This is a genomic window from Paludisphaera rhizosphaerae (assembly GCF_011065895.1).
GTDB classification, from domain to species: domain Bacteria; phylum Planctomycetota; class Planctomycetia; order Isosphaerales; family Isosphaeraceae; genus Paludisphaera; species Paludisphaera rhizosphaerae.
The window spans coordinates 166,329-190,087 of sequence record NZ_JAALCR010000016.1 but is presented as its reverse complement, the minus strand read 5'-3'; the positions used below and the strand labels follow the sequence as shown (position 1 = coordinate 190,087).

Below are 23,759 nucleotides of genomic sequence, written 5' to 3'. Positions count from 1 at the left end.
ATCGAGGATCGGCAGAGCGTTTCCGGCGAGGTCGCGGATCGGGAAGAGCGTCAGCCAGCGGCGGGCGACCTCCTCGTCCGACCACCCCCGAACTCGCGGCGAATCGAGCCTCAGCAACAGGTGCAGGTAGTTGTCCATCACCGCGAAGCCCGCGCAGTCGACGGCGAAGATCCCCACCAGCTCGCGCAACCGGTGAACGATCCAGTCCTTGCGATGCGATGCCCCGTCGCCGCAGAGCCTCGCCCGCCGGACGAACCGCGAGACACAGTGATACCAGGGCGTGACCGACTCGTCGACGAGCTTCGACCGCAGCGTGGCCATGATACGGCGACCTCCTGTACATCCGACCCTAGAACGCCAGTCGCCGTTTGTCCACTATGCTGCCGAAAAGAAACGGATGTGTCTCTCTGAATGTCTGACGATCCTGCCCAGGCTACCCTCCTTGGGTGCCTGGCCAGGCCAACGAACGTGGCCAGGCCAACGAACGGGCCTGAATGTCTGCCGATCCTGCCCAGGCTACCCTCCTTGGGTGCCTGGCCAGGCCAACGTTGGGTGCCTGGCCAGGCCAACGTGGCCAGTCCAACGTGCCCCTTGGGTGCCTGGCCAGGCCAACGTGCCTGGCCAGGCCAACGGGCCTCGGCCTACCTGGGCCTCCGGACGGTCGCCCGGCTGGTCGTGCCCGACTTCCAGGCCATCGCCCCGTTGCGGGCCGTCGAGCACATCCCCGCCACCGTGCCGGTCCTCATCCTCGCCGGCGGCGCCGACGACCTGGCCAGGCCGGAGGAGGCCCATGCCCTGTTCGAACGCGTGCGCTCCCACGGCCGCCTCGAAATCTTCCCGGGGGGCGACCACCACGACCTTCCCGCGATGGATCCGGATCGGTACCGTCGCCTGGTCCTGGACTTCTGCACCGCCGGGAAGTTCGAATAACCTCGACGCGCGATCCGGTGACGTCCCCGAAGTCTCGCGTGAGCCGTCGCGGAGGACTTGCCTGGCGTCTATATTCTCGTTGAGTCGATTTTAGGGCTCCGTCGCCGAGGAAGGTCTCGGCCCGGCCGTCGGATCGGACGATCCGGCGGATGAACATCGTATTGGTCGGCGACCCTGGCCGCCCGTCGAAGGCGACACCATGACCATGAACCTACATCAGAATCCTCCTCGCGACGAGCGCGGGGGGCGGCGAGCGAATCGCATCCGGATCGCGCCCGAGGACCTGGAGCCGAGGCAACTTTTGTCGACGTTCGACTTCCCCAAGCCCCTCCAGGCCGAGATCGCCAAGCTCAACACGGCTCCTACCACGTCCGACGGCCTGAAGAAGGCGTTCCTGCTTCAGAAGGCGTACAGCCACCTTCCCGCGGGCTTTGTTTCGTCCATGATGGCCTACAAGCTCGATCCGGTTACGAACGGATTCGTTCTAAAGGATGGGGCCGGCGGCACGCCGGCGTACTTCTCCAAGCCGTTCGTCAATCACCCGCCGCGGATCTCGGCGACGTCGGATTTCTACGATTACAAGGACAAGAATCCCGGCCAGGCCAACGCCTTCTGGGTCGACTTCGCCAATCAGTACCTGGGCGGCGGGGTCTTCTCGTCCGGGTTCGTGCAGGAAGAGGTTATGTTCCTGGAGACGCCCGAGCTCGCCAACGCCGCGGCGACCAAGAGCGTCGACACGCGAATTTCGAACGACGCCCAGTCGAAGAGCGCCGCGGGGCTCTTGCAGGGGAGTCCGCAGCCGTGGCTCTTCACCAACGTCGAGCGGGTGATGAGCATCAACACGGCCGCGATCGGTAAGTTCCAGGACGCCTCGAAGGACGTCCTCGACAAGAACTCGACCATCCTCGCCGTCCCACAGAAGTTCAACGTGGTCGCCATCGCGGCCCCGAAGCTGGACAGCACGAAGGACCAGACGAGCCTGCCCGTCGTCGAGGACCTCTTCAACTCCTTCGTGGCCGGGTTCTCCCTTGCCAAGGCGCACGCCTCGGTCGAGTTCCCACTGGTCAACACCGGCGCCATCGGCGCGGGGGCGTTCAACAACAGCCGGACGGTCGTCTACGTGCTCCAGGATCTGGCGGTCCGGTACCTCGGTCTGAACATACAGTGGTGGGGCTACGACGCCTCGACGGCCGCTCACCTGGAGGATACGTACGTCGGGCCGATCTTGTCGCGCTACGCCACGGACGCGGCCGCGAACCCGGCGATGAACACGGTGAAGCACCTGCTGGAGATCGCCTCCAGCGTGCTCACGCCTAAGCCCGGCGGGGCGATGACGCCCGCCGTAACGACCGAGGCGATCACGGCCATTGCGAGGAGGCAAGACCGGCTGGGGAGGCCGGCCGGGGCCCCGCTCGTCGGCTTCACGTTCACGTTCAATACCGCCATGGACCCCTCGTCGCTGGCGGCGCCCAGGAATTACCGGATTTCCTACGCCGTCCAGAGGTCCGTGAGGGGCCGAACGGTCACGGCGTACAGGCCCGTGCCGATCCTTTCCGTCGCCGCCGATCCGGACGGATCGAGCGTGACGATCACGACCCGGTCGACCCGGGCACGGTACGCCCAGGGCGGCCTCGTCCTTTTGAACTCGGCCGCCGGGGGCCTGACCAGCCAGGACGGCGTCGCGCTCGGCGGCGACTCTTCCTTCACGATCGCCCCGAAGGCGTCCGGCATCATCCCCTGACGCGAGGGGATTCTTGAGACATCGCACGAGCGACGCCCGGGAGTCAGTCAGCCGACACGCACTCAAGGCAGGCGCGGCACGCCAGTGGCCACGCACTAAGCGGCACGCCAGTGGCCACGAGCGGCACGCCAGTGGCCACGCACTAAAGGTAGGCGAACAGGGTAAATTTGCGAAGCTTCAAGGGCTCCCAGACTATCCAGCCCCCCACATTTAGTGCGATGGCCGTAATGCCGGAGGCTTGCGACTGGTCGACCGACGCGACACGATGGGGGCCTTGATTCCTTTGCGGACGCATCAAGGAGCCCGTGAATGTCGAAGACGCGATTCTCACTCGTCGCCGGCCTGGCCCTCGCCGCCTTTCCAGTCGCTTGGGCGCAGGGGACGGCCGATGCCGACGGCTTCGTCTCACTGTTCAACGGCAAGGATTTCACTGGTTGGAAGCTCCCCGAGGGGGACGGCGGCCACTGGAAGATCGTCGACGGCGCGATTGATTACGACGCCCTCAGCGAGGCCAAGACCGACAAGAACCTCTGGTCCGACGGCGAGTACACCGACTTCGTCCTGAAGCTGGACTGGCGGCTGAAAGAGGCCCCGTTCATCAACAAGAACGTCCCCTACATCCTCCCCGACGGCACCCACGCCAAGGACATCGACGGCAAGGAGTACAAGCTGCCGCTGCCCGACGCGGACTCCGGCGTGTACCTCCGCGGCGAAGGCAAATACCAGGTCAACATCTGGTGCTGGCCCATCGGCTCGGGCGAGATGTACGGCGTCCGGACGGATAAGGCGACCTCGCCCGAGGTTCGCGCCGCGGTTACGCCGAAGCATCAGGCCGACAAGCCCGTCGGCGAGTGGAACCACTTCGAGATCACCGTGAAGGGGAAGACCGTCCGAACGGTCCTCAACGGCGTGGTCGTCATCGAAGGGGCGACGATCCCCGAACTCCCCGACAAGGGCCGGATCGCCTTCCAGCACCACGGCGGCAAGAACAAGGCCGGCGAGTGGTCGGGCCCGCCCAGCCTCGTCCAGTTCAAGAATATCTCGATCAAAGAACTGAAGTGAATCATGAGGGGGCCACGGGCTGGTGGCTCGGGCCCCCTTGGCTTCCCCGACTCAGATCTTGAGGACGTCGGCTAGCTCGGCGGGCGGGACGATGTAGCCGAAGTAGAAGTCGCCGAAGAGGGCGTACTTGGCCGAGCTTTCGTCGAAGCGCATCGTGTAGACGATGTCCTTGAGGAAGAGGGGATTCTTCGCCCAAAGAGTGACGCCCCATTCCCAGTCGTCCAGGCCGGTCGAAGCCGTGATGACCTGGCTGACCTTCCCGGCATAAGCCATCCCGGAACGGCCGTGCTGGGACATCAACTCGGAACGCTCGGCGAAGGGGAGCAGATACCAGTTCTGCTCCCCCTGGCGCATCTTGCTCATGGGGTAGAAGCAGAAGCAGGGCCAGTCGGGGAACTCGGGATACATCCGGTGCTTGTTCATCAGCCCCAGGCGCTCGGCGTACGAGGAGACCTTGGCCTTGAACATGCTGCTCTCGGGGTCGAGCTTCTCTCGGTCGCGGAGAATCGCGGCGTACTGCTCGGCGTCAGGGACGTACTCCGAGACCTCAGTGATCGAGTAGAAGGAGTAGCTCGGGATGAGGGCGGGCCCCAGCGGTGAGGCCGCGAGCGCGTTCTGCACGCCGTGGATCGCCTTGATGTCGGTCCCGGCCAGCATCACGCCGAAGTCGGCCTTGTGGCCGGGGACGGCGAAGCACTGGAACTGCTCGACCCCCGTCGGCTTCGCGCCGAGGATCTCGACCAATGCGTCGCGACCACTGTATCGAGCGGTGTCCGGAAGCCTGTGAAGGGCCTCGCGGTCGACCTTGTAGAAGAGGTGAAGGAAGTGCCAGCCGCTCGTGGGGACGAGCGACGCTGGGATGTCGTGCGACGCTGGCCGTCGCGCCGGTCGGCCTCCTGTGGGGTTGCCCCCGGTCGACTCGGGATGGGTGCTCGCGGCGCTCTCCTGGCTCATCGTCGGTCCTCGGCAATCGTCGTCGTTTTGCGTCACGCTCCGACGAAGATTGTAGGACGTTGGCGAGCTTACCGGCAAGGAGAGGGCGGGTCAGAGCCTGGGCGTCGACTTGCTTCCAACCCCCGACCGCTGAAGGTATTCGCAGGGCTCGAAGCCCGCGGCGGTCGCGTCTTCGGAACTCTCGAAACCGACCCGGTTGGCGGGAGACACACGATGCGAGCGGGGGCAGGTCGCGCTGTGAAAGAGTTTGCTGCCACGGTTTGCGACGAACAGATCTTGCGAACCCTCGTCCGCCTGCGAGGAACGCTCGAGTTTCGAGGCCGACTCCCCGGACTCGGCGTCTGTTGAGGGATCGCCGACCAACCCGGCGTCTCCCGGCTCTCCGGAGAGTTGAGCGAGGGCGAGCGGGGCATCCTTCGGAGCCTCCTTCGGCTGCTTCTGCATCTGGACGGCTGCGAAATAGCCAACCAGCAGACTGGCGGCGACCAGAACGAGCGTGGTCGCGATGGTCGACAGCATTCGCCGTGGCGCCGGCGGGGGCGCGACTTCTCGGGCCTGCTCGCGAAGCCAGGCGTCAAGGTCGTCGGCCAGGGCGCGGGCGCTGGGGTATCGATGGTCAGGACGCTCGGCCGTGGCCTTCTTGCAGATCGCGACCAGGCCGGCGGGGACGGCCGGACTGACCTCGGCCCAGTCCTCGGCGGATGGGGAAGTTTCGGGCCCCTCCTGACCGTTGGCCAGAGTGCGGACCGTCGACAAAGACTCCGGCCGATGCCCGGCGAGCGTCTCGAAGAGCACCACGCCCAGACTGAAGACGTCGCTCCGCTCGTCGACCTGCCGGCTGTACCCCTGGGCCTGTTCGGGGCTCATATAAGCGGGAGTCCCGACGACGGCGCCGTCGCTGGTCAGGCTGGAATCCAGGTCGGCGCGGCGGGCCAGTCCGAAGTCGATCAGTCGAGGACGGCCGCGGTCGTCGATGAGGATGTTCGCCGGCTTGATGTCCCGGTGGACGACCCCATGCTTGTGAGCGTAGTCCACCGCCTCGGCGAGATCACGGAGCAGGCGAGCGGCCTCGACGGGGGTGATCGGTTGGTGATCGAAGAACCACCAGAGGGGCTTGCCGCTGACCTTCTGATACGCGACCCAGCAACGTCCCCGATCGAACCCCGAATCGTAGACCGACACGATGTTGGGATGGTCCAGCCGGGCCGCGGCACGGGCTTCGCGGAAGAACCGCTCCATCACCCGATCGCTGGGGTTGGACTGACGAAGCACTTTGAGGGCGACGTCGCGGTCAAGCCGAGGATCGTAGGCGAGATAGACCTCGCCGAAGCCGCCGTCCCCCAGCCGCTCCCGAAGCTGGAACCGTCCCAGCATCCCGAGCGACCCGCGAGACCACGTCGCGACCCACGTCGAAGAAGATCGGCGGGTGACCGGACCACCGTCGTCCGACGCCGCCATCAGGTCATCGGGCTCATGCGTCGGCCCGTCCATCGCCAGCCGGCTGTCGAGCGGCTGGCTGCAGAACGGACATGATCCCGACTGCGGCGCCGTGACGTCCGACGCGAGCTCGACGCTCCGCAGGCATCCACGACAGACGACCCGGACGGGAGGACTCATCGTTCGAGGCTCCTTGGGCTTCGTCGAGCGGCCGCCCGTACGCCGCCTTGGGCTGGGTCGGTCCTTCCTACAGGACCACGGCCCAGACGCCTGCTGATCCTCCCTCATGGACCCTAAGCGATCCGTCATCAAAATCGAACTGGCGGGGAGGGAACACGGGGCTTTGTCGGTCCTCACGGTGTCGCTCCACAAGCCGCTTGAGAGTTCGCGATGCAATCTCAAGCCGCCGGCCGCGAACGCGGCTGACGGCAGACAGGTGTTGCGGAACTTCGACGGACGGGATGGACGATGCACTTTTGAGACTTCATCGTCGCATCTTCGCCACGCGATCTAGATTCGTAGCACCCAGGCATCACGTGACGCTCATTCTCTAACAAAACCACAAAGTCGGATCTAATAGGCAACGCAACAAGCCGTCGCCCCGGGATTTACGCCCAGGGCGACGGCTCGAATTCTTTCGGAAAATCTCGACAGGCGATCAGTGGGTCATCGTGGCGCCGGTCGTCGGATTGACCGGCAGCGGTGCCGGCGGGGCGTCGATGGCCGGCGGTCCGGCGCACCGGCGGAGGTGGTCCTTGTCGATATAGACGACCTCGACCTTGTGATCCACGTGGTTGAACGGGATCGGGTAGTCCGCCCAGTACAGCTCGTCGTAATAGACGGTGCACTTGTAATGGCAGTGCACGAGCTGGCAGGGCCCGGCCAGCGGGTAGATCCGGCAGGGATCGGTCTTCTCGCCGATCTTCTCGATCAGGAACCGGACGTTGTTCCGCTGGGTTTCATAGAAGACGGGCGAGCCGTTCTTGAACTTCGGGACCTTGTCCCACACCTCGGCTTCGCTCGGCGGATCGAGGCAGGCGGCCGGGGCGAAGTCGCCGGGGATGGGATCGAGAATGGGCACGCGGCCGTCGTGCTCCTCACGCTCCATGTCGCGTTCCAGCCGCTGAGACTGGGACGCGAAGATCGGCCATGCGAACGACCAGCCGGTCGGATGCAGCGGCGAGATATTGCGGAAGACGTACGACAGGCCGCAGCCGACGTGAGTCGTGCAGAGTGCGGCCGTAAGAGCACCCATCGCGAGGCCGCGAACCCAGCGCGGGGTTTTGTGGCTTAGGTGCCGCGCGGATCGGAACATGGTCTTATCCCCTCCTTGGGAACTGCGCGAACACGCCGACGGGCTTTCCTGCCTCGCCGACCTACCAGCGCCGGGATCGCTATCCTGTTTGAGTGGAGACGACCGATCGTTCCGGCGACTTCCTCATCGCGACCGGTCCATGTGGTCTAGTTATCGTTCGAGGGCCGCATCGTCTGTGAGGAATTTCCGGATTGACCCGCAATTCCCCTGGCGTCCTAGGCTCTCGCAACAACTCGTCTCACACCTCTCGACCCGCATCATCGGCAGGTTCGGCCCTCGAACTTCGGTCCTTCCCGGCTGCGAGCCGTCGGATCACCGACTCCACGTCGTAAACACAGCCGCCCCAAACGCCTCCGGACGCCTCCTGGAGCGCCGCCCAAAGTCGAACGTCGTCCGGCAGGTCGGGATCGGGAGAGAGCATCGGATGAGGATCTCTTAACGAGAGCATCCGCGCCCCCTGCTCCGGCCCAACCTCCTCCCCATCGGTCCCAACCATGTCGACCGCCCCTTCGAGGTTCCTGCGGTCGACGACGATCCGGATCAGATCGCCGTCTCGGACCTTCCCCAGGGGGCCGCCAGCCAGCGCCTCCGGGCTGACGTGGCCGATGCAGGCCCCCGTGGAGACCCCCGAGAACCGGGCGTCGGTGATGACGGCCACCTCTTTGCCGAACGGGAGGTGCTTCAGGGCAGAGGTCACCTGGTAGATTTCCTCCATCCCCGCCCCCAACGGGCCACGACCCATCAGAACGATGACGTCGCCCGCGCGGATGGGGATCGTCGCCTGCCCCTTAATGGCGGCGATCGCGTCGTGCTCCCGTGTGAAGACCCGCGCCGGACCGAGCTTGCGATAAACACCGTCAGAGTCGACCACGGAGGCGTCGATGGCCGTGCTTTTAATGACCGACCCATGGGGGGCGAGATTCCCCCGAGGGAACGTCACGGTGCTCGTCAGTCCCCGCTCTCGGGCCCGAGAAGGGCTCATGACGACCTCGTCGGGGTCGACGCCGTCTTCCTTATAAAGCCGCTCGCGCGAGCGATGGCGCCGCTCGCTGGATTCCCACCAATCGAGGAGCCTGCCCAGAGTCGTCCCCGACGCCGTTCGAGCCGATTCGTTCAGGAGGCCCAGCTCGCGGAGGTGGAGCATGACCTCCGGCACTCCACCCGCGAGGAAGAGCCGGACGGTTGGGTGGGGCACTGGACCGTTGGGCAGGACGCTGACGAGGCGGGGAACCTTGAGGTTGATCTCGTGCCAGTCGACGACATCCGGGCGATGCAGCCCGGCCGCATGGGCGATGGCCGGGATATGCAACAGGAGATTGGTCGAACCACCGACCGCCGCGTGGACGATCATGGCGTTTCGGACGGCCGAATCGGTCAGGATATGGCGCGAACTCCAGCCGTGGCGGGCCAGGCCGACGAGGGCCCGCGCCGACCGTCTCGCAAGATCCAGCCAGACCGGCTGACCCGACGGCGAGAGCGCCGAATGCGGCAGCGACAGCCCGAGAGCCTCGCCGACCACCTGGGCCGTCGCCGCCGTGCCGAGGAACTGACAGCCGCCTCCCGGGCTGGCGCAGGCTCGGCAGCCGTAGTCGGCGGCGGTCTCGAGATCGATCTCGCCGTGGGCGTACCTCGCCCCGATGGTCTGGATCTTGCCGGCGTCCTCACCGGATCGAGGAGGAAGAGTCACGCCTCCGGGAACCAGGACCGAGGGCAGGTTGGGCGTCCCAGCCAGCGCGAGCATCATCGCCGGCAACCCCTTATCGCAGGTGGCGACGCCCAGCACTCCTTTTCGAAGCGGCAGCGAGCGGATGAGCCGACGGAAGACCACCGCCGCGTCGTTGCGGTACGGCAGGCTGTCCATCATGCCCGTCGTTCCCTGCGAACGACCGTCGCAGGGGTCGGAGACCATCGCGGCGAATGGGACCGTGCCGAGCCGCTTCAACTCCTGGGCGGCTTCCCGGACGAGAAGGCCGATCTCCCAGTGCCCAGTGTGGTATCCCAGGGCGATCGGCGAACCGTCCTCCGCGCGAAGGCCCCCCTGAGTACTCAGGATGAGGAACGGGTCGCGGGCCGTCTCGGCCGCAGGCCAGCCCATCCCGGCGTTTTGCGAGAGCCCGAAGAGGTCGCCCGACGGCCAGATCCGCAGCATCTCATCGGTGAGCGGAAGCGAACCGGCAGGCCCCTCGGCCTTCGTCGCAACGGCGTTCCAGTCGATATCCGGTGAATCGACCTGATCTTTCCAATCCCGGATTTCTTCAGCGGCGTCGATCGACATGCCCCATTCCCCGGCCCTGGTGACTGGGCGTCTGGGAACCGCCCGCCTCCATCATGGCGTGGGGAAAGGAGTCGAAACAACCCCCCGAATCACACCTCTCGGCGCTGGTTTTGCCTCCCCTCGTAACATCGGCGGCCGCTGCATCCGCCGCGGCCCGGCATCCGATGACCTCAGCATGACTTCGAGGAGGACGAATCATGGAGCGTCGCGAACTTTTGACCCTGCTCGGCGCTGGTGCGGCTGGGTTTCTGGCCACCGGCTCATCCGCAAGAGGGGACGACGACGACAAGAAGAAGGCCGAACACGAACACTTGATGACCATGGCCCGGTGCGCGACGATCTGCAACATGGTCTCGGCGCATTGCCTCGCCGAGATCCAGAAAGGCGGTTCCGAGAACGGCGCCACGCTCGCGAAAGTCGCCGCATACACCAACGACTGTCAGTCTTTCTGCACGCAAACGGCAGCGCTCATGGCCCGCAAGAGCCCCATGGCGAACTACGCCCACAAGGCCTGCGCCGACGCCTGCCGCGACTGCGCCGAGGTCTGCGACAGTTCGAACAACGAGCACATCAAGAAGTGCGCTGAGGTCTGTCGTGAATGCGAGCGAGCCTGCCGCGCTTGCTGCTCCGCCTGATCCTCAAATGAGTTCACGAGGAGGCGTCGCGCCCTCGACGAGTCGGATCGGCCGGCCGTCGGGGGCCTGGTATTTGTGATCAGGGTTGATCCCGAGCTTCGTGTAAAGGACGTGAGCCAGGTCGGCCGGAGTCACCGGCTTCTCGACGGGGGAATCACCCTTCGCATCGGTCTTGCCGAGGACCAGTCCTTTAGGAATCCCTGCGCCCGCGACGAGAACGCTGTTCGCCCGACCGTGGTGGTCTCGACCGGCGTTGGCGTTGATCTTTGGCGTGCGGCCGAACTCGCCCATCATGACGACGAGCGTATCATCCAGCAGCCCACGCTCTCCCAGATCGACGATCAGCGCGGCAATTCCCTGGTCGAGAGCCGGGGCCAGGTTGTTCTTGATCGTCGGAAAATTCTGGGCGTGCGTATCCCAGCCCAAGGGCCCCGCGCCGCGGTCGTTGACGGTGACGAACGACACGCCGGCCTCAACGAGCCGCCGGGCCAGCAGACACGACTGGCCGAACGTGTTGCGACCGTACTTCTCACGGACCTCCGGCGATTCGTCCGTCAGGCGGAACGCGGCCTGAGCGGCGTTCGAGGTCATCAAGGCGTAAGCCTGATCCGCGAACTGGTCGCGGCTGCGCGTCAGCGGCGTCGGAGGAACGTCGTGGGCGAACTCGTCCAGACTCTTGACCATCGCCCGGCGGCGGAGGAGACGCTCCAACGTCAGTTGATCGGGGGGTGCAAGGTTGCTGACTCGGAACCCCTCCTGATTCGGGTCGCCCGAGACGGCGAACGGATCGTAGGCGGGCGTCAAATAACCGCTCATCGACGAGGATGGCGGATCGGGAACCGCCACGTAGGGGGGCAGCAACCCCCGACTCGCCTCACGCCACTTGGAAACGACGCTGCCGTAGCTCGGGTAGACCTGGGCGGGCGAAGGTCGATAGCCCGTCAACATATGGTGCGAGGCCCGGTCGTGGTCGGCCTCGGGCGAGGTCATGCTGCGGATCAGCGTCACACGATCGAGGATCTTGGCCAGGTTTGGGAGAACTTCGCTGACCTGGACGCCCGGAACGGCCGTATCGATGGGCTTGAACTCGCCGCGAACGTCGGCCTGTGCATCGGGCTTGGGATCGAAGGTGTCGATGTGCGAGGCCCCGCCTGCCAGCCAGACGAGAATGCAGTTCTTCGCCTTCGCCGCCCCTGCCGTCCCCGGTGCGGCGAGAGCCCGCAACCAGAGCCCGTCACCCAGGCCGAGGCCGAGAAATCCCAGCGAGCCGGCCTTCAGGATCGCTCGTCGCGAGGGTCCTGAGCAGTCGATGGGTCGCGATTTGGAAGCCATGGCGAGTCTCCCCCGCAATCGACCAATCCGATCAATGGTTGAACGCGAACTCACGCGAGTTGAGGAGCGCCCAGAGGAGATCCTCCGCCGCCTCGCGAAGCGATGACGCCTGCTTCAACTCGACCGACCAGCGCGAGGATTCCTCCGCCGTCGGCGGCCGACAGAGCGTCCGGAAGTACAGGTTCTCGACCAGTTCCTCAGGCTCCAGCTCCAGCTTGAGGGCCGACGACAGGTAGCCGTTGAGGTTGCCGACCTTGCTCTCGACCACGTCCCCGCCGATCAGCAGGAGCGATTGTTTGAGGCTGAGCGGAGGCGTCTGGACCGAGGCGCAGACCGTCGTTCGCGGGCATCGGCCGAAGGTGTCGAGGATCGGGCTGGCGACGCCGGGGTCGGTCACGCGGATGGCCCGCCGGGTCGGCGATGCGCCGGGGAATCGGTTGGGAACGTCCGTCGCCTGGGCCAGTGCATCAGCCATCTGGTGGGCCGAGAGCGGTCGGGGCGTCTGGTGTGAGAACCATCGCGAATCGCTCTCGTTCCCCGCGACGGTGGCTGAAGAAAGCCCGTAGGCTTGCGAGGTCGCGATGGTCCGGATCAGGTCGCGCAGGTCATACTTTCTGGCGATGAATCGAGCGGCGAGGGCGTCGAGCAACTCGGGATGAACCGGCGGGTTAGCCCGGCTCATGTCGTCGGGCGGGTCGACGATCCCCTTGCCGAAGAACTGCGCCCAGACCCAGTTAGCCGTGGCCCTGGCGAAGTAAGGATTATCGGGGGCGGTGATCCAGGCGGCGAGCGTGGCGCGAGGATCCGCGCCTTCGGCGATCGTGACCGGCTTGCCGTCAATGAGACGCGGTTGGGCCGGCTTGCCTGTCCGAAGGTGATTGACGACTCCTTGAGGATTCAGCCCGATGTTCGGCCGACTCGCCATCATCATGCCGCCCATCATCCCCTGCCCGGTCCGCTGGACCCGGGCGAAGAACGCAGCCATGCCGAAGTAATCGTCCTGCGTCCAGACATCGAAGGGATGGTCGTGGCACTGGGCGCAGCGCATCCGGAGGCCCAGGAAGCGCTGGGCCGTCTGCTCGGCGGCCACGGTCGGTTCCAGGGCGTCGGCGGCATAATTCACGGGGCCGCCCTTCTCGCGATCGGTCGGGTCGCCGAGCGCCGTCAGGAGCGTGCGGACGACGTCGTCCCAGGGGGCGTTCTCAATGAGCTTGGCGTCGAGCCACTCCTGGTATCGGTAGGCGCCGTTCCCCTGCCTCGCCGCGCTGATCTGGAGCAGGTCGCCGAACTTGATCCGCCAGAACTGGACGAACTCGGGCCTCTCCAGCAGTTGATCGACGAGCTTCGATCGCTTGGCGGCGTCGGAGTCGGCGATGAACCTTCTCACTTCTTCCGGCGAGGGTGGCCCGCCGGTGAGGTCGAGCGTGATCCGCCGGAGAAAGGCCGCATCCGACGCGGGAGGACTGGGAGGGACCTTCAGTGCTTCGAGCCGCTTGAACAATTCGGCGTCGATCGGGTTCTCGCGTGGGAGCTTGCCGAAATCAAACGCCAGGTCCGGATTCACGGGCGAGGCGAGCCGCGTCGTCTGGACCAGCGATCCATAGCGGACGACGAGATCCGCCTCGCCTCGGTGGAGGAGTTCCGCACGGCCGCGAGCGTCGACGACGGCCGTGGAGTCGTCCAGCGTCTTGTAAATCGCCTGGCGCGTGACGTCGCGGCGGCGGCCGTCGGCGTGCTCCGCGACGACCCGAAGCTGCCGCACGGCTGGCCTGTCCATCATGGCGGAGGGCGGTTCGACGGCAAGCTTGACGACCGGCGACCGCGGCGTCCCCGAGGACTGCGGGGCCCCGGCGCGGATCCATTCGAGGAGAGTCTGGTAATCCTGCGACCCAACCGAAAGCCGAGGCCCGCCGCCGTGGTCGGCCTCGCCCGTCGCCTTGAGGAGCATGAGGCTCGCGTCGGGCTGGATCAGCGAAACCCGTCGCCGGCCGGCATCCCGGGTCAGGGCGATGTGGTCCCCTTCCGGGTCGTAGCCGAAGAGCGAGAGATGGAACCCGTTCTGGCCGTCGGCCCGGCCGTGGCATCCGCCCGTATTACAGCCGGCTTTCGTCAAAATCGGCGCGACGTCCTGGGCGAAATCCCAGGGCCTGTTTTCTCGGGGCGACACGACGAGCCTGGCGCGGGCCTCCCGGCCGTCGATGGTTGCGACGACCTCGGCCTTGCCGGCGGCGACAGGACGGACGTATCCCGAAGCGTCGACGGCCGCCACCCCCGGCGGCTCAATCCGCCAGGAAAGGCCCGGCGGAACGTCGGTCGGCTGACCATTGGGCGACTTCTCAATCGCCAGCAGTTGCACGCCTGGGTCGTCGGCCGCTATCGTAATCTCGATCGGGTCGATCGCGAGAATCGGCCTCGGGGCGACGGGCGGCTCGACGGCGATGGGTTGCGACTGCACGACCTTCGGTGACGACGGCGGCGAAACCGGCGTCGTCGATCGTCCGCAACCGACGTGGGCGGCGAGCACGCAGATCGCTATCATGGATCCGACCCGGCGGCGGGGCATGGGGGACGTCTCCTTTCCCGTCGCGACCTGTCCGACGACGTAACGACAAACGTCGGATGGATTGTATCGTACAGACGAATCACGGCAAACGAAAAAACAAGACGGTCGTCCCCACGGGGCGGCGGAGGAAGATCGAATCATGGGTAAGGGCGACAGGCGAACCCGGCGCGGCAAGGTGGCTCGGGGCACGTTCGGCAAGAAGCGTCCCAAGCTGGAGACGCTCACGAAAGACAAGGCGGCGGCCGCCAAGGCCGAGGCGGCTCCGGCTCCGGCGCAGGGCTGAACACCCGCCGCATCGAGGGGGGGCGGTGATCCTCGCCCCCCTCGCCGTCCGGTCAGGTTCGGCTTGAATGCGGACTAGGATTGTGTTGGAGTCTGGGAAGACTGCAGGAGCCCCGGACGGACGATCGATCGAGGATCACTGCCATGGCCAAATTGCGTTTGCTCAAGACCGGACACGGCGACCTCACTCTCGCCGAATGGGACGAGCGACGGCCTGAGACCATTCAGACGGCCGCCGCCCAGTTCGCCGAACACGTCACCCCCGGCCGCATGGCTTTCCGCCTCGACGGCCCCGGCCAGACGCGAGTCATCAAGCAGTTCGACGCGGCGGCGCCCGAGATCCTCATCGTCCCCGCCGTCCAGGGCGGCTGAGGACGCGTCGCGATGATCCGAACCGGATATCTGCGCTGGGAGATCGACGTCGCGGACGCGCATTGCGCGAGCGACCCCTATTCACGCGAGGTCGTCTTCCTCGCCAGGCCCACCCACCGGGTCGTCCGCGTCCGGACGACCAACCATGCCGACGCCGCCGCTCGATTCGTTCGCGGCGAAGCCTCGTATGACAGCGTGCTCAAGACGCTGGACCCCAAGCGCGGCGAGATCGACCTGACGATCCCGGACGTCGGACCTCGACACTTCCGCTATTCCGAATCCGATCGCCGGACGATGCTCCGCTACTGGATGGAGAAGCTCCAGCGCGAGGTCACGGCTTTCGCGCATGAAGTCGTCGCCCGCGCGGCCTCGTTCACGCAACTCGTGATCGCGAGTCAGGGCCTGCGGGCGGGATATGCGAAGCTCGTCGAAAGCGAAATCTTCCGGGTCATCGAGGGGAAGAGCCAGCCTCAACCTACCTCCGACGAGCCCGTTCGGATCGACGCCGCCGACTATCAGGTGGGAGTTCCGGAGCTTGTCGCCGCCGAACTCGTTCGGGATGTCGTGGAGCCGAAGGAATTCCATGAGTTCTGCCAGTTCGACTGCCTGACCGTCCGCAACGGCGATAAGTACTATCGCATCCCGCGACGGACCCACGGCCTGATCGAGGTCTGGGACGTCGCCACCAAGCGCGCCCTCTGCAGGCTCTGCGTCGTGTTCCAGGATCCGGGGATGCCCCCCTCGGACGAGGTGGTCATGAAGTACCTCCTCGCCAAGCACCAGCCTGACCTGCTCTGGCAGACGGGCGTTCGCTTCGCCCCGCCCAAGGGTCGTTTTGAAGTCACCCCGCCGCGCCGGTGGTCGGTCGACTGAGCACTTCGAAAAAGAACGGGCGTGGAGAGGAAGCCCCTCCACGCCCGTTCGGAATGACCTAACGCCTCGGCGTTCAGCCCTGCGGCGACGCGGCGGCCGGGGCGACGGCGGGGACCGTCGTGGCCGGGGCCGGGCAAGGAACGGTCACCGGCACGAGAACCTCGCGGCAGACGGGAACCTGACGAGGCACCCGCTCCTGCTTCGTCTCGTAGGTCGTGACCTTAACGGTGTAGGGCACCTGCACCGAATACTGGTGGGTGACGTTCTCGGTCACCTGCTTGGACTTGATCTCATACTTCGTGACCGGAACCGTGTACGGAACCTGGACCGTGTAGGTCTGGGTGACGTTCTCGGTGACGGTCTTCGGCTGCTGCTGGTAGGTCGTCACCGGGACGGTGAACGGAACCTGGGTCGCAACCTGCTGAGTGACGTTCTCGGTCACCTGCTTGGTCTGCTGCTGATACGTCGTGACGGGGACCGTGAAGGGAATTCGCTCGGCCACCTGCTGGGTGACGTTCTCAGTGACGACCCTCGTCTGCTGCTGATACTGGGTCACCTGGACGGTAAAGGGGACCTTGACCGCGTACTGCTGGGGAACGTCCTCGGTCACCTGCTTCCACTGCGTGGTCGGGACCGTCTGCTTGCGCTGCTCGGCGACGTAGACGGTGCGGGTTACGGGAACAGTCTCGCTCTCGTACGTGGGCTGCATCGTCGTCACGGGGACGTCGACGGTCTGGATCTCCTGCGTCGCGACGTTTTCAGTCACGGTCTGCGGCACGTACTCCGTGGTGGTCGTCGGGACCTGAATGACGTTCTGGACGGGGACCTTGCGGGTCTTCGTCTGAGTGACGATGGTCGTCTCAGGGACGAGCCGGACGACAGGCCGCGTGACGTAGACCTGCTCGGTCGAATAGGTCACCTGGGAGCAGGGCGCTCCGCAAGGCGAGCCGACCACGCCGCTGAAGAGGCTGGCGCTGCTGACGCCGCCGCAGTGGCCGCAGCCGCCGAGGCTCATTCGATGCCCGCACTTGTGGCCGCAGCCGCCGGCCGGCGTCCCGATCGCGGGAGCGCACGGGTCGACCATCGGCGCGGGGGCCGGCGTGACAGTCGGCACGATCCGCGTCTCATAGCACCCCTGCTGCTCGACGACCTGCTTGCAGGTGGTCACCGGAGTGCTCTCGGTGTAGGTCTGGTCGACGTAGCTCGTCTGGACCTGGGAGGTCATCACGGTCTTGGTCTGGGGCTGATACGTCGTCTTGGTCACCGGCTTCATGACGGTGATGGTGTTGTACTGCTTCTGAATCGTGGTCACGGGCTTCATGATGGTCTTCGTGACCGTCTGATTGACCGTTTCCTGCTTGGGGATGCTGACCGTGTAGGTCTGCTCCACATTGACGGTCTCAGGGACGACCTTCTTGACGGGGACCATCTGCGTCCGCATCTCGGTCCGGTAGCGGGTTTCGTCGACCGTGACCGGCACGGATTCGACGATCGTCCGGCTGATCGGCACCGTCTGAGTCTTGTACTCGGTGCGGTACTGAGTCTGATTCACCGTCACCGGGACGCTCTCGACGATCGTCCGGGTGACGGGCACCGTCTGGGTCTTGTACTCGGTGCGGTACTGGGTCTGATTCACCGTGACGGGGACCGACTCGTAAATCGTCTTCGTGACGGGCACCGTCTGGGACTTGGTCTCGGTTCGATACCGAGTTTCGTTCACCGTCGTCGGGACGGTCTCGAAGACAGTCCGAGTGACCGGAACGGTTTCCGTGCGACACTCCGTCCGATAGCAGGTCTTGTCGACCGTCACGGGCACGCAGACGCAGCGGATGTCGTAGACCGTCTCATACGTCAACTGCCGTTGCGGCACCATGACGGTCGTGGTCGCCGGTGCGGCCGCACCACCCGCCACCGCCTGAGCCGACGCTGCGGGCTTGTCATCCGCCGACACCGTGGTGACCAGCGACAGCCCCGAGATCAACCCCGCCGCGATCCCGCGACGCAGCACGCCATCTCTTCTCATGGTCGTCCCCCTGTTGCCAAACAAAGTGCCGTCATCCACGAGCATCGACGCCGATCCCCTCGAAGACCTCGCGGCAGACGGGAAGAAGGCGAAGATCGACTCATCACCCCAACCGTTCAAAGCATCCGAACCTTCCAATCCCAATCAATCTAGCCATGCCTCTCGACCGTTTCCATCACTCGGACAACCGCAGTATACAGATTTCCCAAACTGCCCAGTCTTCACCGTTATAATCACACTATTCCTCACCAGCTCCGCCAGACGGCCCTTGCGACCCACTTCCCTTCTTCGTCCCATCATGCAGAACCCATTCCGGTTCAAGCCTTGAAATCAGGTTCTCGGCGCCTGAAACCGCCATATAAAAAAGCCTAGGTCTCCCTTAAACCGAGATCCGAGGTGTTCTCAGCCTCGGTGCGACTCGAGAAGGGAATTCCGGGGGCGGGTTGAGGCCTGTCCAGGATTGGCGTAACATGAGCCGATCCGGCCGGAGGGTGCGGGATCAGGGCCGTCTCGCCCAGAAAAACCGCCCTGAACTACGGCCCCCATCCAACCGCGGCAGCTCGCGAGCGCAGTCATCACGATGCCCAAGATAGAACACGAGCGAGAGCGCAACCTGGCCGTCTTCATCGACCTTGAAAACCTGGCGATGGGCTTTCAGAGTCAGCGCAAGATCAAATTCGACGTTCAGAAGGTGCTCGAACGGTTGGTGGAGAAGGGCAAGCTGATCGTCAAGAAGGCTTACGCCGACTGGAGCCGATACCCGAACTACACGGCTCCGTTCCACGAGTCGGCGATCGAGCTGATCGAGATCCCCAAACGCTCTCAGACGGGCAAGAACTCGGCCGACATCCGGCTGGTCGTCGACGCGATGGATCTGGCCTGGAGCAAGCCCCACGTCGACACCTTCGTCATTGTCTCCGGCGATTCCGACTTCTCCCCGCTGGTCTCCAAACTGAAGGAGAACGGCAAGCACGTCATCGGACTGGGGATGAAGGGCTCGACCTCGGAACTGCTCCGCGACAACTGCGACGAGTTCATCTATTACGAGGACCTGGAACGCCAGGAGCAGAACGAGCAGCAGCTCGCCATCGACCTCAACTCGTACCTGCCGGCCAACCTGACCGAGAAGCAGCGCGAGGTCTTCAGCCTGCTCGTCGAGGCCTGCGCCGCCCTCCGGCGCGAGAATCACGAGGTGCTCTACGCCTCGATGATCAAGGACACGATGAAACGAAAGATGCCCTCGTTCGACGAGAGCTACTTCGGCTACCGCAGCTTCACCCACCTCCTCGAGGACGCGGACAACGTCGAGTTGGTCGACATCGAACGCAATCCCAAGAGCGGCACCTACATGGTGACTCGCGTCAGCGGCGAGGGAGCCAAGGACGCAGCCCGTCCGGCTGGACCGCCGGAAAAGTCAGGCCAGAACCAGGGCGGCGGCCATCGCGGCCCCCGCCGCCAGGGATCGCATCGCTGACAGGCCAGGCCCTGAATTTCATCGGCTCCCTTGGAAAACCTTGGGCCTCGATCGTAGTCTTCCCGAGGGGACGCTGCGACGATTCAAGGCGTAGGATCTTTGCCGGGGGACATGACATGATCCAGTCGATCGCGAAGCTCGCCGCCGGCGGCGTTCTTGCCATGGGCGCCGCCGTCATGGCGGCCGACGAGACACCTAAGGCTGCCGATCCGAGGGTCGTTTCCGGCGTTGGGCAGTTCACTGTCGATCTCTACAAGGCGCTCGCGGCGAAGCCCGGAAACGTCTTCTGTTCGCCGCTCAACGTGGCGACCGCCGTGTCGATGACCGCCGCGGGCGCCAAGGGCGAGACCGCCGATCAGATCGCGAGGACGCTTCACCTTGAGCGCCTGGGCGACGCCGCGCACGACGGGCTTGGCAACCTCCTTGCGGAGGTCAAAGGAGCGATCAGGCCGGCGGCGAACGCAGATGTTGAGAAGTCGCCCGGGCTCTGGTCCGCCAATGCTGGATGGTTCGACGAGTCGACCGAGATTCTGCCGGAATTCATCGCCCGTCTGGAACGCTCCTACCACGCAGCGCCTCACCGTGTCGACTTCGCCCACTCGGCCGACGCCGCCCGGGAAACCATCAATCGTTGGGTTGCCGACCAGACCCGCGACCGGATTCGCGACCTGCTCAAGCCGGACAACGTCCGCCCCGGCACGACGTTCGTCCTCACCAGCGCGATCTACTTCAAAGGCTTCTGGACGTTCCCCTTCGACGCGAAGGCCACCACCGACGACCAGTTCAGGACTGACGGCGGTCTCGTTCCGATCAAGCTGATGAATCAGACCGCGAGCCGTCTGCCCTACTTCGAGAACGACGCCCTGAAGGCTGTGACGCTTCCCTACAAGGACGGCTCGCTGGTGATGGTCGTCGTGCTCCCGAGGAAGGAGGACGGACTGGCCGACGTCGAGGCGTCGCTGAACGCGAGCGATCTCCAGGCGTGGTCGACGAACATGCGGCCGACCAGGGTCAAGCTCAGCCTGCCGAAGTTCCAGTCGACGGCGGAGTTCGACCTCAAGAACACGCTGTCTTCGCTCGGCATGCCCGACGCCTTCGATCCGGCGAAGGCCGACTTCTCGGGGATCACCGGCAAGCGCGACACTGCGATCGCGGCCGTCGTTCATAAGGCCTTCATCGAGGTCGAGGAGAAGGGGACCGAGGCCGCCGCCGCGACGGCCGTGGTGGGCGTCCGATCCTCAGCGATGCTTCCTCAGAAGGATGTGATCTTCCGCGCAGACCACCCCTTCCTCTACCTCATCCGCGACACCCAATCGGGCGCGATCCTCTTCATGGGCCGCCTGAGCCGGCCCTGAGCTTCCGTCGCGAAAGGGACGCGGCGATTCGGACCGTCTCCGCCTGAATCACCGCGGTGTCTCTAACGTCGCGAGCGTAGCCGCCGGCCATCGCCACGGCGACGGGGAGGCCGGCGTCGCGACAGGCTTCGAAGACCATCTGATCGCGAGCGGCGAGCCCGCTTTTGGTCAGCTTCATCCGGCCGAGTCGGTCTCCCTCGTAGGGATCGGAGCCGGCCAGATAAACGGCGAGTTCGGCCTCTGAGTCCTCGATGGCCGTCGCCAGCGCAGGTTCCAGCGCGGCGAGGTACGCGTCGTCGCCGGCGCCGTCGGGCAATTCCACGTCGAGCCGACTGCGCTGCTTGCGCAGGGGATAGTTCTTCGCGCCGTGGATCGAGAAGGTGTAGACGTCAGGGTCGCCTTCGAAGATCGCCGCCGTGCCGTCCCCTTGGTGGACGTCGCAGTCGATGACGACTGCCTTACGACATCGCCCCTCGGCCTGCATGGCCCTGATAGCGACCGCGGCGTCGTTGAACACGCAGTAGCCCGCTCCATGGTCGCGGAAGGCGTGGTGCGTCCCCCCCGCCAGGTTGAAGGCGACGCAGAGTCCATCGTGGTTCGGATTCGAGACCGAGAGCACCGAACGCGCTGCCGCGAGCGTCGCACCGACCGAACGCAGCGATCGTTCGACCAACTCGGGCGACCAGGGGAGGCCCAGCTCGCGGACCTCTCGTTCCGACATCCGCCCTTCCACGACCCTCGCATAGTAGTCCGGGTCATGGACGCGGATGATCTCCTCGAACGAGGCTCGTTCGGGGACGTGCAGCTCGTCCGGCCGGATGATCGCCTCGGCCAGCAACCGCTCCCGGAGAAGCGCGTATTTCGCGGACGGGAACGAGTGAGTCGGCGGCAGCGGGAGGACGAACTGGTCCGTATAGAAGACGTCCATCGTCGTTCCCGCCGCGCCAGGCTCGACGAATCAGCCCTTGTGGGCTGCCAGCTGCTGCTTGGCTGCGTCGTACACGCGGTCGACCGTGAAGCCGAACTCGGTCAGCAGGTCCTTCAGCGGCGCGGAGGCGCCGAAGGACTTCATGCCGATCATCGCACCGCGACGGCCGACGTATCGCTCCCAGCCGAAGGTGGAGGCCTGCTCGACCGAGACGCGGGCGAGGACGTCAGGCGGCAGGACCGAATCCTGGTAAGCCTGATCCTGTTCGTCGAACAGCTCCCAGCAGGGCATGCTGACGACGCGGGCCTTGATCCCCTCGGCCTTGAGCTTTTCGTAGGCCCCAATACAGAGCGAGACCTCGCTGCCGGTGCCGATGAGGATCACGTCGGGCTTGCCCCCCTCAGCGTCGGCCAGGACGTAGGCGCCTTTCGCCAGGCCCGAGGCGGGGGCGAACTTCGTGCGGTCGAGCGTCGGGATGGCCTGTCGCGTCATCACCAGCGCGGTGGGCCTGTGGCGGAACGGGATGATCGTCCGCCAGGTCTCGGCGACCTCGTTGGCGTCGCAGGGCCGCAGCACGATCAGCCCTGGAATCGCCCGCAGCGACGGCAGTTGCTCGATCGGTTGGTGCGTCGGCCCGTCCTCGCCCACGCCGATCGAATCGTGCGTGAACACATAAATAACGGGCAGCTCCATGATCGAGGCGAGTCGGATCGGGGCCCGCCCGTAGTCGCTGAAGATCAGGAAGCCAGCGCCGTAGGGGCGGACCTTCACCGTGGACATGCCGTTGAGGATCGCCCCCATGGCGTGCTCGCGGATGCCGAAGTGGAAGTTGCGGCCCGCGTAATCCTCGGCGTCGAACGAGGGGGCGTCCTTGATGAGCGTCTTGGTCGACGGTGCAAGGTCGGCCGAGCCGCCGATCAGCCAGGGGAGGTTCTTGGCGACCGCGTTGAGCACCTTGCCCGACGACTCGCGCGAAGCCACGCCCTTGGGGTCGGCGGGGAACGTCGGAATGTCGGCGTCCCAGCCGTCGGGGAGTTCGCGATGCTGGATCCGGTAGAGTTCGTCGGCCAGGTCGGGGTGTGCGGAGCGGTAGGATTCCAGCTTGTCGAACCAGGCTTCGCGAAGCTGCTGGCCGCGGGCTCCGACGCCCTTCTGGAAGTGCTCGTAGACGCCGTCCGGCACCAGGAATTTGGCGTCCTCGGGCCAGCCGTAGAACTTCTTGGTGAGACGGATTTCCTCTTCGCCGAGCGGTTCCCCGTGGGCGCCGCTGGTGTCCTGCTTGTTGGGAGCGCCCCACGCGATGTGGCTGTCGACGATGATGAGCGTCGGCCGGTCGTCGCAGTGGAGGAAGGCCTGATAGGCGCGTTCGAGCAGTTCAAGGTCGTTCGCGTCGCCGACTCGGGTGACGTTCCAGCCGTAGGCCATGAACCGCTCGGCGACGTCGTCGCCGTAGGTCAGTTCGGTGCTGCCTTCGATGGTGATTCGGTTGTCGTCGTAGATCCAGCAGAGGTTGGAGAGCTTGAGGTGCCCGGCGATCGAGGCGGCCTCGTGCGAGATCCCCTCCATCATGTCGCCGTCGGAGCACATGGCGTAGACGTTGAAGTCGATGACGTCCTCGAAGCCCGGCTTGTTGTAGCGGGCTGCCAGCCACCTTTCGGCGATCGCCATGCCGACGCTGTTGGCCACCCCCTGCCCCAGCGGCCCGGTGGTCGTCTCGACTCCCGAGGTCAGGTGATACTCGGGATGGCCGGGCGTGTGGCTGTGAAGCTGGCGGAAGTTCTTGATGTCCTCCAGGCTCACCGACGGCTTGCCGAGCGTCTCATACCGCTCATCGACGGCCTGCACCTTGGTCAGATGCAGCAGCGAATAGAGGAGCATCGAGGCGTGGCCGCACGACAGGACGAAGCGGTCGCGGTTCGGCCAGACGGGGTCGGACGGGTCGTAGCGCAGGTGCTTCTGCCAGAGCTGATAGGCCACCGGCGCGAGCGCCATGGGCGTGCCGGGATGCCCCGAGTTGGCTTTCTGGACGGCGTCCATGGCGAGCGTGCGGATCGTGTCGATGCACGTCTTGTCCATTGGATCTTCGACCGAGCTGACGGGTTGCTTCAGGTTGAGCGGGGAAGCCATGCCTCGGGGAACTCCTCCAGGCTGCTCCGCGTCTGCAATGCGGCGGAGCTTTTCACGGTTCGGATGCTACGTAGCACCCTA

Annotated in this window: 18 protein-coding genes and 1 pseudogene; 9 read left to right on the top strand and 10 right to left on the bottom strand. The window is 65.4% G+C overall.

What is annotated here, in order from left to right; genetic code table 11:
- Nucleotides 1-321, bottom strand: a 321-nt coding sequence (locus G5C50_RS20915; RefSeq protein ID WP_165072571.1) for a hypothetical protein, incomplete at its 3' end; no start/stop codon positions are given.
- Nucleotides 322-591: 270 nt separating this feature from the next.
- On the opposite strand from G5C50_RS20915, the gene G5C50_RS20910 reads away from it, so the two are divergent.
- The 3 genes from G5C50_RS20910 to G5C50_RS20900 all read left to right on the top strand — a co-directional run bounded on the left by G5C50_RS20910 (nucleotide 592) and on the right by G5C50_RS20900 (nucleotide 3,733).
- Nucleotides 592-930: an alpha/beta hydrolase family protein gene (locus G5C50_RS20910; RefSeq protein ID WP_165072570.1), complete on the top strand. Its 339-nt coding sequence runs from the start codon at nucleotides 592-594 to the stop codon at nucleotides 928-930.
- Nucleotides 931-1,129: 199 nt separating this feature from the next.
- Entirely contained in the window at nucleotides 1,130-2,671 is a 1,542-nt protein-coding gene (locus G5C50_RS20905) for a hypothetical protein (RefSeq protein WP_206107784.1), read from the top strand.
- A 309-nt stretch (nucleotides 2,672-2,980) separates the two neighbouring features.
- Nucleotides 2,981-3,733, top strand: a complete 753-nt coding sequence (locus tag G5C50_RS20900) for a 3-keto-disaccharide hydrolase (RefSeq protein ID WP_165072566.1) — start codon at nucleotides 2,981-2,983, stop codon at nucleotides 3,731-3,733.
- 51 nt (nucleotides 3,734-3,784) lie between these two features.
- Here the strand turns inward: G5C50_RS20900 and hemQ are convergent, their stop codons facing one another.
- The 4 genes from hemQ to G5C50_RS20880 all read right to left on the bottom strand — a co-directional run bounded on the left by hemQ (nucleotide 3,785) and on the right by G5C50_RS20880 (nucleotide 9,714).
- Nucleotides 3,785-4,687, bottom strand: coding sequence for a hydrogen peroxide-dependent heme synthase (gene hemQ, locus G5C50_RS20895; RefSeq protein ID WP_165072564.1), 903 nt, complete (start codon nucleotides 4,685-4,687; stop codon nucleotides 3,785-3,787).
- A gap of 90 nt (nucleotides 4,688-4,777) precedes the next feature.
- Nucleotides 4,778-6,304, bottom strand: a complete 1,527-nt coding sequence (locus G5C50_RS20890) for a serine/threonine-protein kinase (RefSeq protein ID WP_165072562.1) — start codon at nucleotides 6,302-6,304, stop codon at nucleotides 4,778-4,780.
- Between the two features lie 478 nt (nucleotides 6,305-6,782).
- Entirely contained in the window at nucleotides 6,783-7,439 is a 657-nt protein-coding gene (locus G5C50_RS20885) for a hypothetical protein (protein WP_240907299.1), read from the bottom strand.
- A gap of 238 nt (nucleotides 7,440-7,677) precedes the next feature.
- Complete coding sequence (locus G5C50_RS20880; protein WP_165072560.1) at nucleotides 7,678-9,714, bottom strand: YjhG/YagF family D-xylonate dehydratase; 2,037 nt, start codon at nucleotides 9,712-9,714, stop codon at nucleotides 7,678-7,680.
- 197 nt (nucleotides 9,715-9,911) lie between these two features.
- On the opposite strand from G5C50_RS20880, the gene G5C50_RS20875 reads away from it, so the two are divergent.
- Nucleotides 9,912-10,349 (top strand): hypothetical protein, encoded by a 438-nt coding sequence (locus tag G5C50_RS20875; protein WP_165072558.1) that lies wholly within the window; start codon nucleotides 9,912-9,914, stop codon nucleotides 10,347-10,349.
- 3 nt (nucleotides 10,350-10,352) lie between these two features.
- Here G5C50_RS20875 and G5C50_RS20870 read toward each other — a convergent pair whose 3' ends face one another.
- Both G5C50_RS20870 and G5C50_RS20865 read right to left on the bottom strand, forming a co-directional pair.
- On the bottom strand, nucleotides 10,353-11,681 hold the full coding sequence (locus G5C50_RS20870; protein ID WP_165072556.1) for a DUF1501 domain-containing protein: 1,329 nt from the start codon (nucleotides 11,679-11,681) through the stop codon (nucleotides 10,353-10,355).
- 31 nt (nucleotides 11,682-11,712) lie between these two features.
- Nucleotides 11,713-14,220: a DUF1549 and DUF1553 domain-containing protein gene (locus G5C50_RS20865; protein WP_165072597.1), complete on the bottom strand. Its 2,508-nt coding sequence runs from the start codon at nucleotides 14,218-14,220 to the stop codon at nucleotides 11,713-11,715.
- A gap of 163 nt (nucleotides 14,221-14,383) precedes the next feature.
- Here G5C50_RS20865 and G5C50_RS33290 point away from each other — a divergent pair.
- From G5C50_RS33290 to G5C50_RS20850, 3 genes and pseudogenes are all read left to right on the top strand, one after another.
- Nucleotides 14,384-14,452 (top strand): annotated as a pseudogene (locus G5C50_RS33290) (30S ribosomal protein THX); the annotation flags it as partial.
- A 218-nt stretch (nucleotides 14,453-14,670) separates the two neighbouring features.
- Nucleotides 14,671-14,898 carry a hypothetical protein gene (locus tag G5C50_RS20855; protein ID WP_165072552.1) on the top strand — a complete coding sequence of 76 codons (228 nt, stop codon included), beginning with the start codon at nucleotides 14,671-14,673 and terminating at the stop codon, nucleotides 14,896-14,898.
- Between the two features lie 12 nt (nucleotides 14,899-14,910).
- Nucleotides 14,911-15,771: a hypothetical protein gene (locus tag G5C50_RS20850; RefSeq protein ID WP_165072550.1), complete on the top strand. Its 861-nt coding sequence runs from the start codon at nucleotides 14,911-14,913 to the stop codon at nucleotides 15,769-15,771.
- Nucleotides 15,772-15,844: 73 nt separating this feature from the next.
- On the opposite strand, the gene G5C50_RS20845 is transcribed toward G5C50_RS20850, so the two are convergent.
- Nucleotides 15,845-17,794 (bottom strand): hypothetical protein, encoded by a 1,950-nt coding sequence (locus G5C50_RS20845; RefSeq protein WP_165072548.1) that lies wholly within the window; start codon nucleotides 17,792-17,794, stop codon nucleotides 15,845-15,847.
- A 580-nt stretch (nucleotides 17,795-18,374) separates the two neighbouring features.
- On the opposite strand from G5C50_RS20845, the gene G5C50_RS20840 reads away from it, so the two are divergent.
- Nucleotides 18,375-19,268, top strand: a complete 894-nt coding sequence (locus G5C50_RS20840; protein ID WP_165072546.1) for an NYN domain-containing protein — start codon at nucleotides 18,375-18,377, stop codon at nucleotides 19,266-19,268.
- A 116-nt stretch (nucleotides 19,269-19,384) separates the two neighbouring features.
- The gene (locus G5C50_RS20835) at nucleotides 19,385-20,623 is read left to right on the top strand and encodes a serpin family protein (protein WP_165072545.1); all 1,239 of its coding nucleotides are present in this window, start codon (nucleotides 19,385-19,387) and stop codon (nucleotides 20,621-20,623) included.
- On the opposite strand, the gene G5C50_RS20830 is transcribed toward G5C50_RS20835, so the two are convergent.
- Together G5C50_RS20830 and tkt are read right to left on the bottom strand one after the other, a co-directional pair.
- Complete coding sequence (locus G5C50_RS20830) at nucleotides 20,598-21,551, bottom strand: histone deacetylase family protein (protein ID WP_165072543.1); 954 nt, start codon at nucleotides 21,549-21,551, stop codon at nucleotides 20,598-20,600. The genes G5C50_RS20835 and G5C50_RS20830 overlap by 26 nt on opposite strands.
- A 30-nt stretch (nucleotides 21,552-21,581) precedes the next feature.
- A complete protein-coding gene (gene tkt / locus G5C50_RS20825; RefSeq protein ID WP_165072541.1) occupies nucleotides 21,582-23,678 on the bottom strand; it encodes a transketolase in 2,097 nt (698 codons plus the stop codon).
- Nucleotides 23,679-23,759: the final 81 nt, after the last annotated feature.

Excerpts from the sequence above, each read along its gene's own strand:
- G5C50_RS20905 (WP_206107784.1), top strand. The coding sequence starts at position 1,130 with ATGACCATGAACCTACATCAGAATCCTCCTCGCGACGAGCGCGGGGGG.
- G5C50_RS20900 (WP_165072566.1), top strand. The coding sequence starts at position 2,981 with ATGTCGAAGACGCGATTCTCACTCGTCGCCGGCCTGGCCCTCGCCGCC.
- hemQ (WP_165072564.1), bottom strand. The coding sequence starts at position 4,687 with ATGAGCCAGGAGAGCGCCGCGAGCACCCATCCCGAGTCGACCGGGGGC.
- G5C50_RS20890 (WP_165072562.1), bottom strand. The coding sequence starts at position 6,304 with ATGAGTCCTCCCGTCCGGGTCGTCTGTCGTGGATGCCTGCGGAGCGTC.
- G5C50_RS20885 (WP_240907299.1), bottom strand. The coding sequence starts at position 7,439 with ATGTTCCGATCCGCGCGGCACCTAAGCCACAAAACCCCGCGCTGGGTT.
- G5C50_RS20880 (WP_165072560.1), bottom strand. The coding sequence starts at position 9,714 with ATGTCGATCGACGCCGCTGAAGAAATCCGGGATTGGAAAGATCAGGTC.
- G5C50_RS20875 (WP_165072558.1), top strand. The coding sequence starts at position 9,912 with ATGGAGCGTCGCGAACTTTTGACCCTGCTCGGCGCTGGTGCGGCTGGG.
- G5C50_RS20870 (WP_165072556.1), bottom strand. The coding sequence starts at position 11,681 with ATGGCTTCCAAATCGCGACCCATCGACTGCTCAGGACCCTCGCGACGA.
- G5C50_RS20865 (WP_165072597.1), bottom strand. The coding sequence starts at position 14,220 with ATGATAGCGATCTGCGTGCTCGCCGCCCACGTCGGTTGCGGACGATCG.
- G5C50_RS20855 (WP_165072552.1), top strand. The coding sequence starts at position 14,671 with ATGGCCAAATTGCGTTTGCTCAAGACCGGACACGGCGACCTCACTCTC.
- G5C50_RS20850 (WP_165072550.1), top strand. The coding sequence starts at position 14,911 with ATGATCCGAACCGGATATCTGCGCTGGGAGATCGACGTCGCGGACGCG.
- G5C50_RS20845 (WP_165072548.1), bottom strand. The coding sequence starts at position 17,794 with ATGAGAAGAGATGGCGTGCTGCGTCGCGGGATCGCGGCGGGGTTGATC.
- G5C50_RS20840 (WP_165072546.1), top strand. The coding sequence starts at position 18,375 with ATGCCCAAGATAGAACACGAGCGAGAGCGCAACCTGGCCGTCTTCATC.
- G5C50_RS20835 (WP_165072545.1), top strand. The coding sequence starts at position 19,385 with ATGATCCAGTCGATCGCGAAGCTCGCCGCCGGCGGCGTTCTTGCCATG.
- G5C50_RS20830 (WP_165072543.1), bottom strand. The coding sequence starts at position 21,551 with ATGGACGTCTTCTATACGGACCAGTTCGTCCTCCCGCTGCCGCCGACT.
- tkt (WP_165072541.1), bottom strand. The coding sequence starts at position 23,678 with ATGGCTTCCCCGCTCAACCTGAAGCAACCCGTCAGCTCGGTCGAAGAT.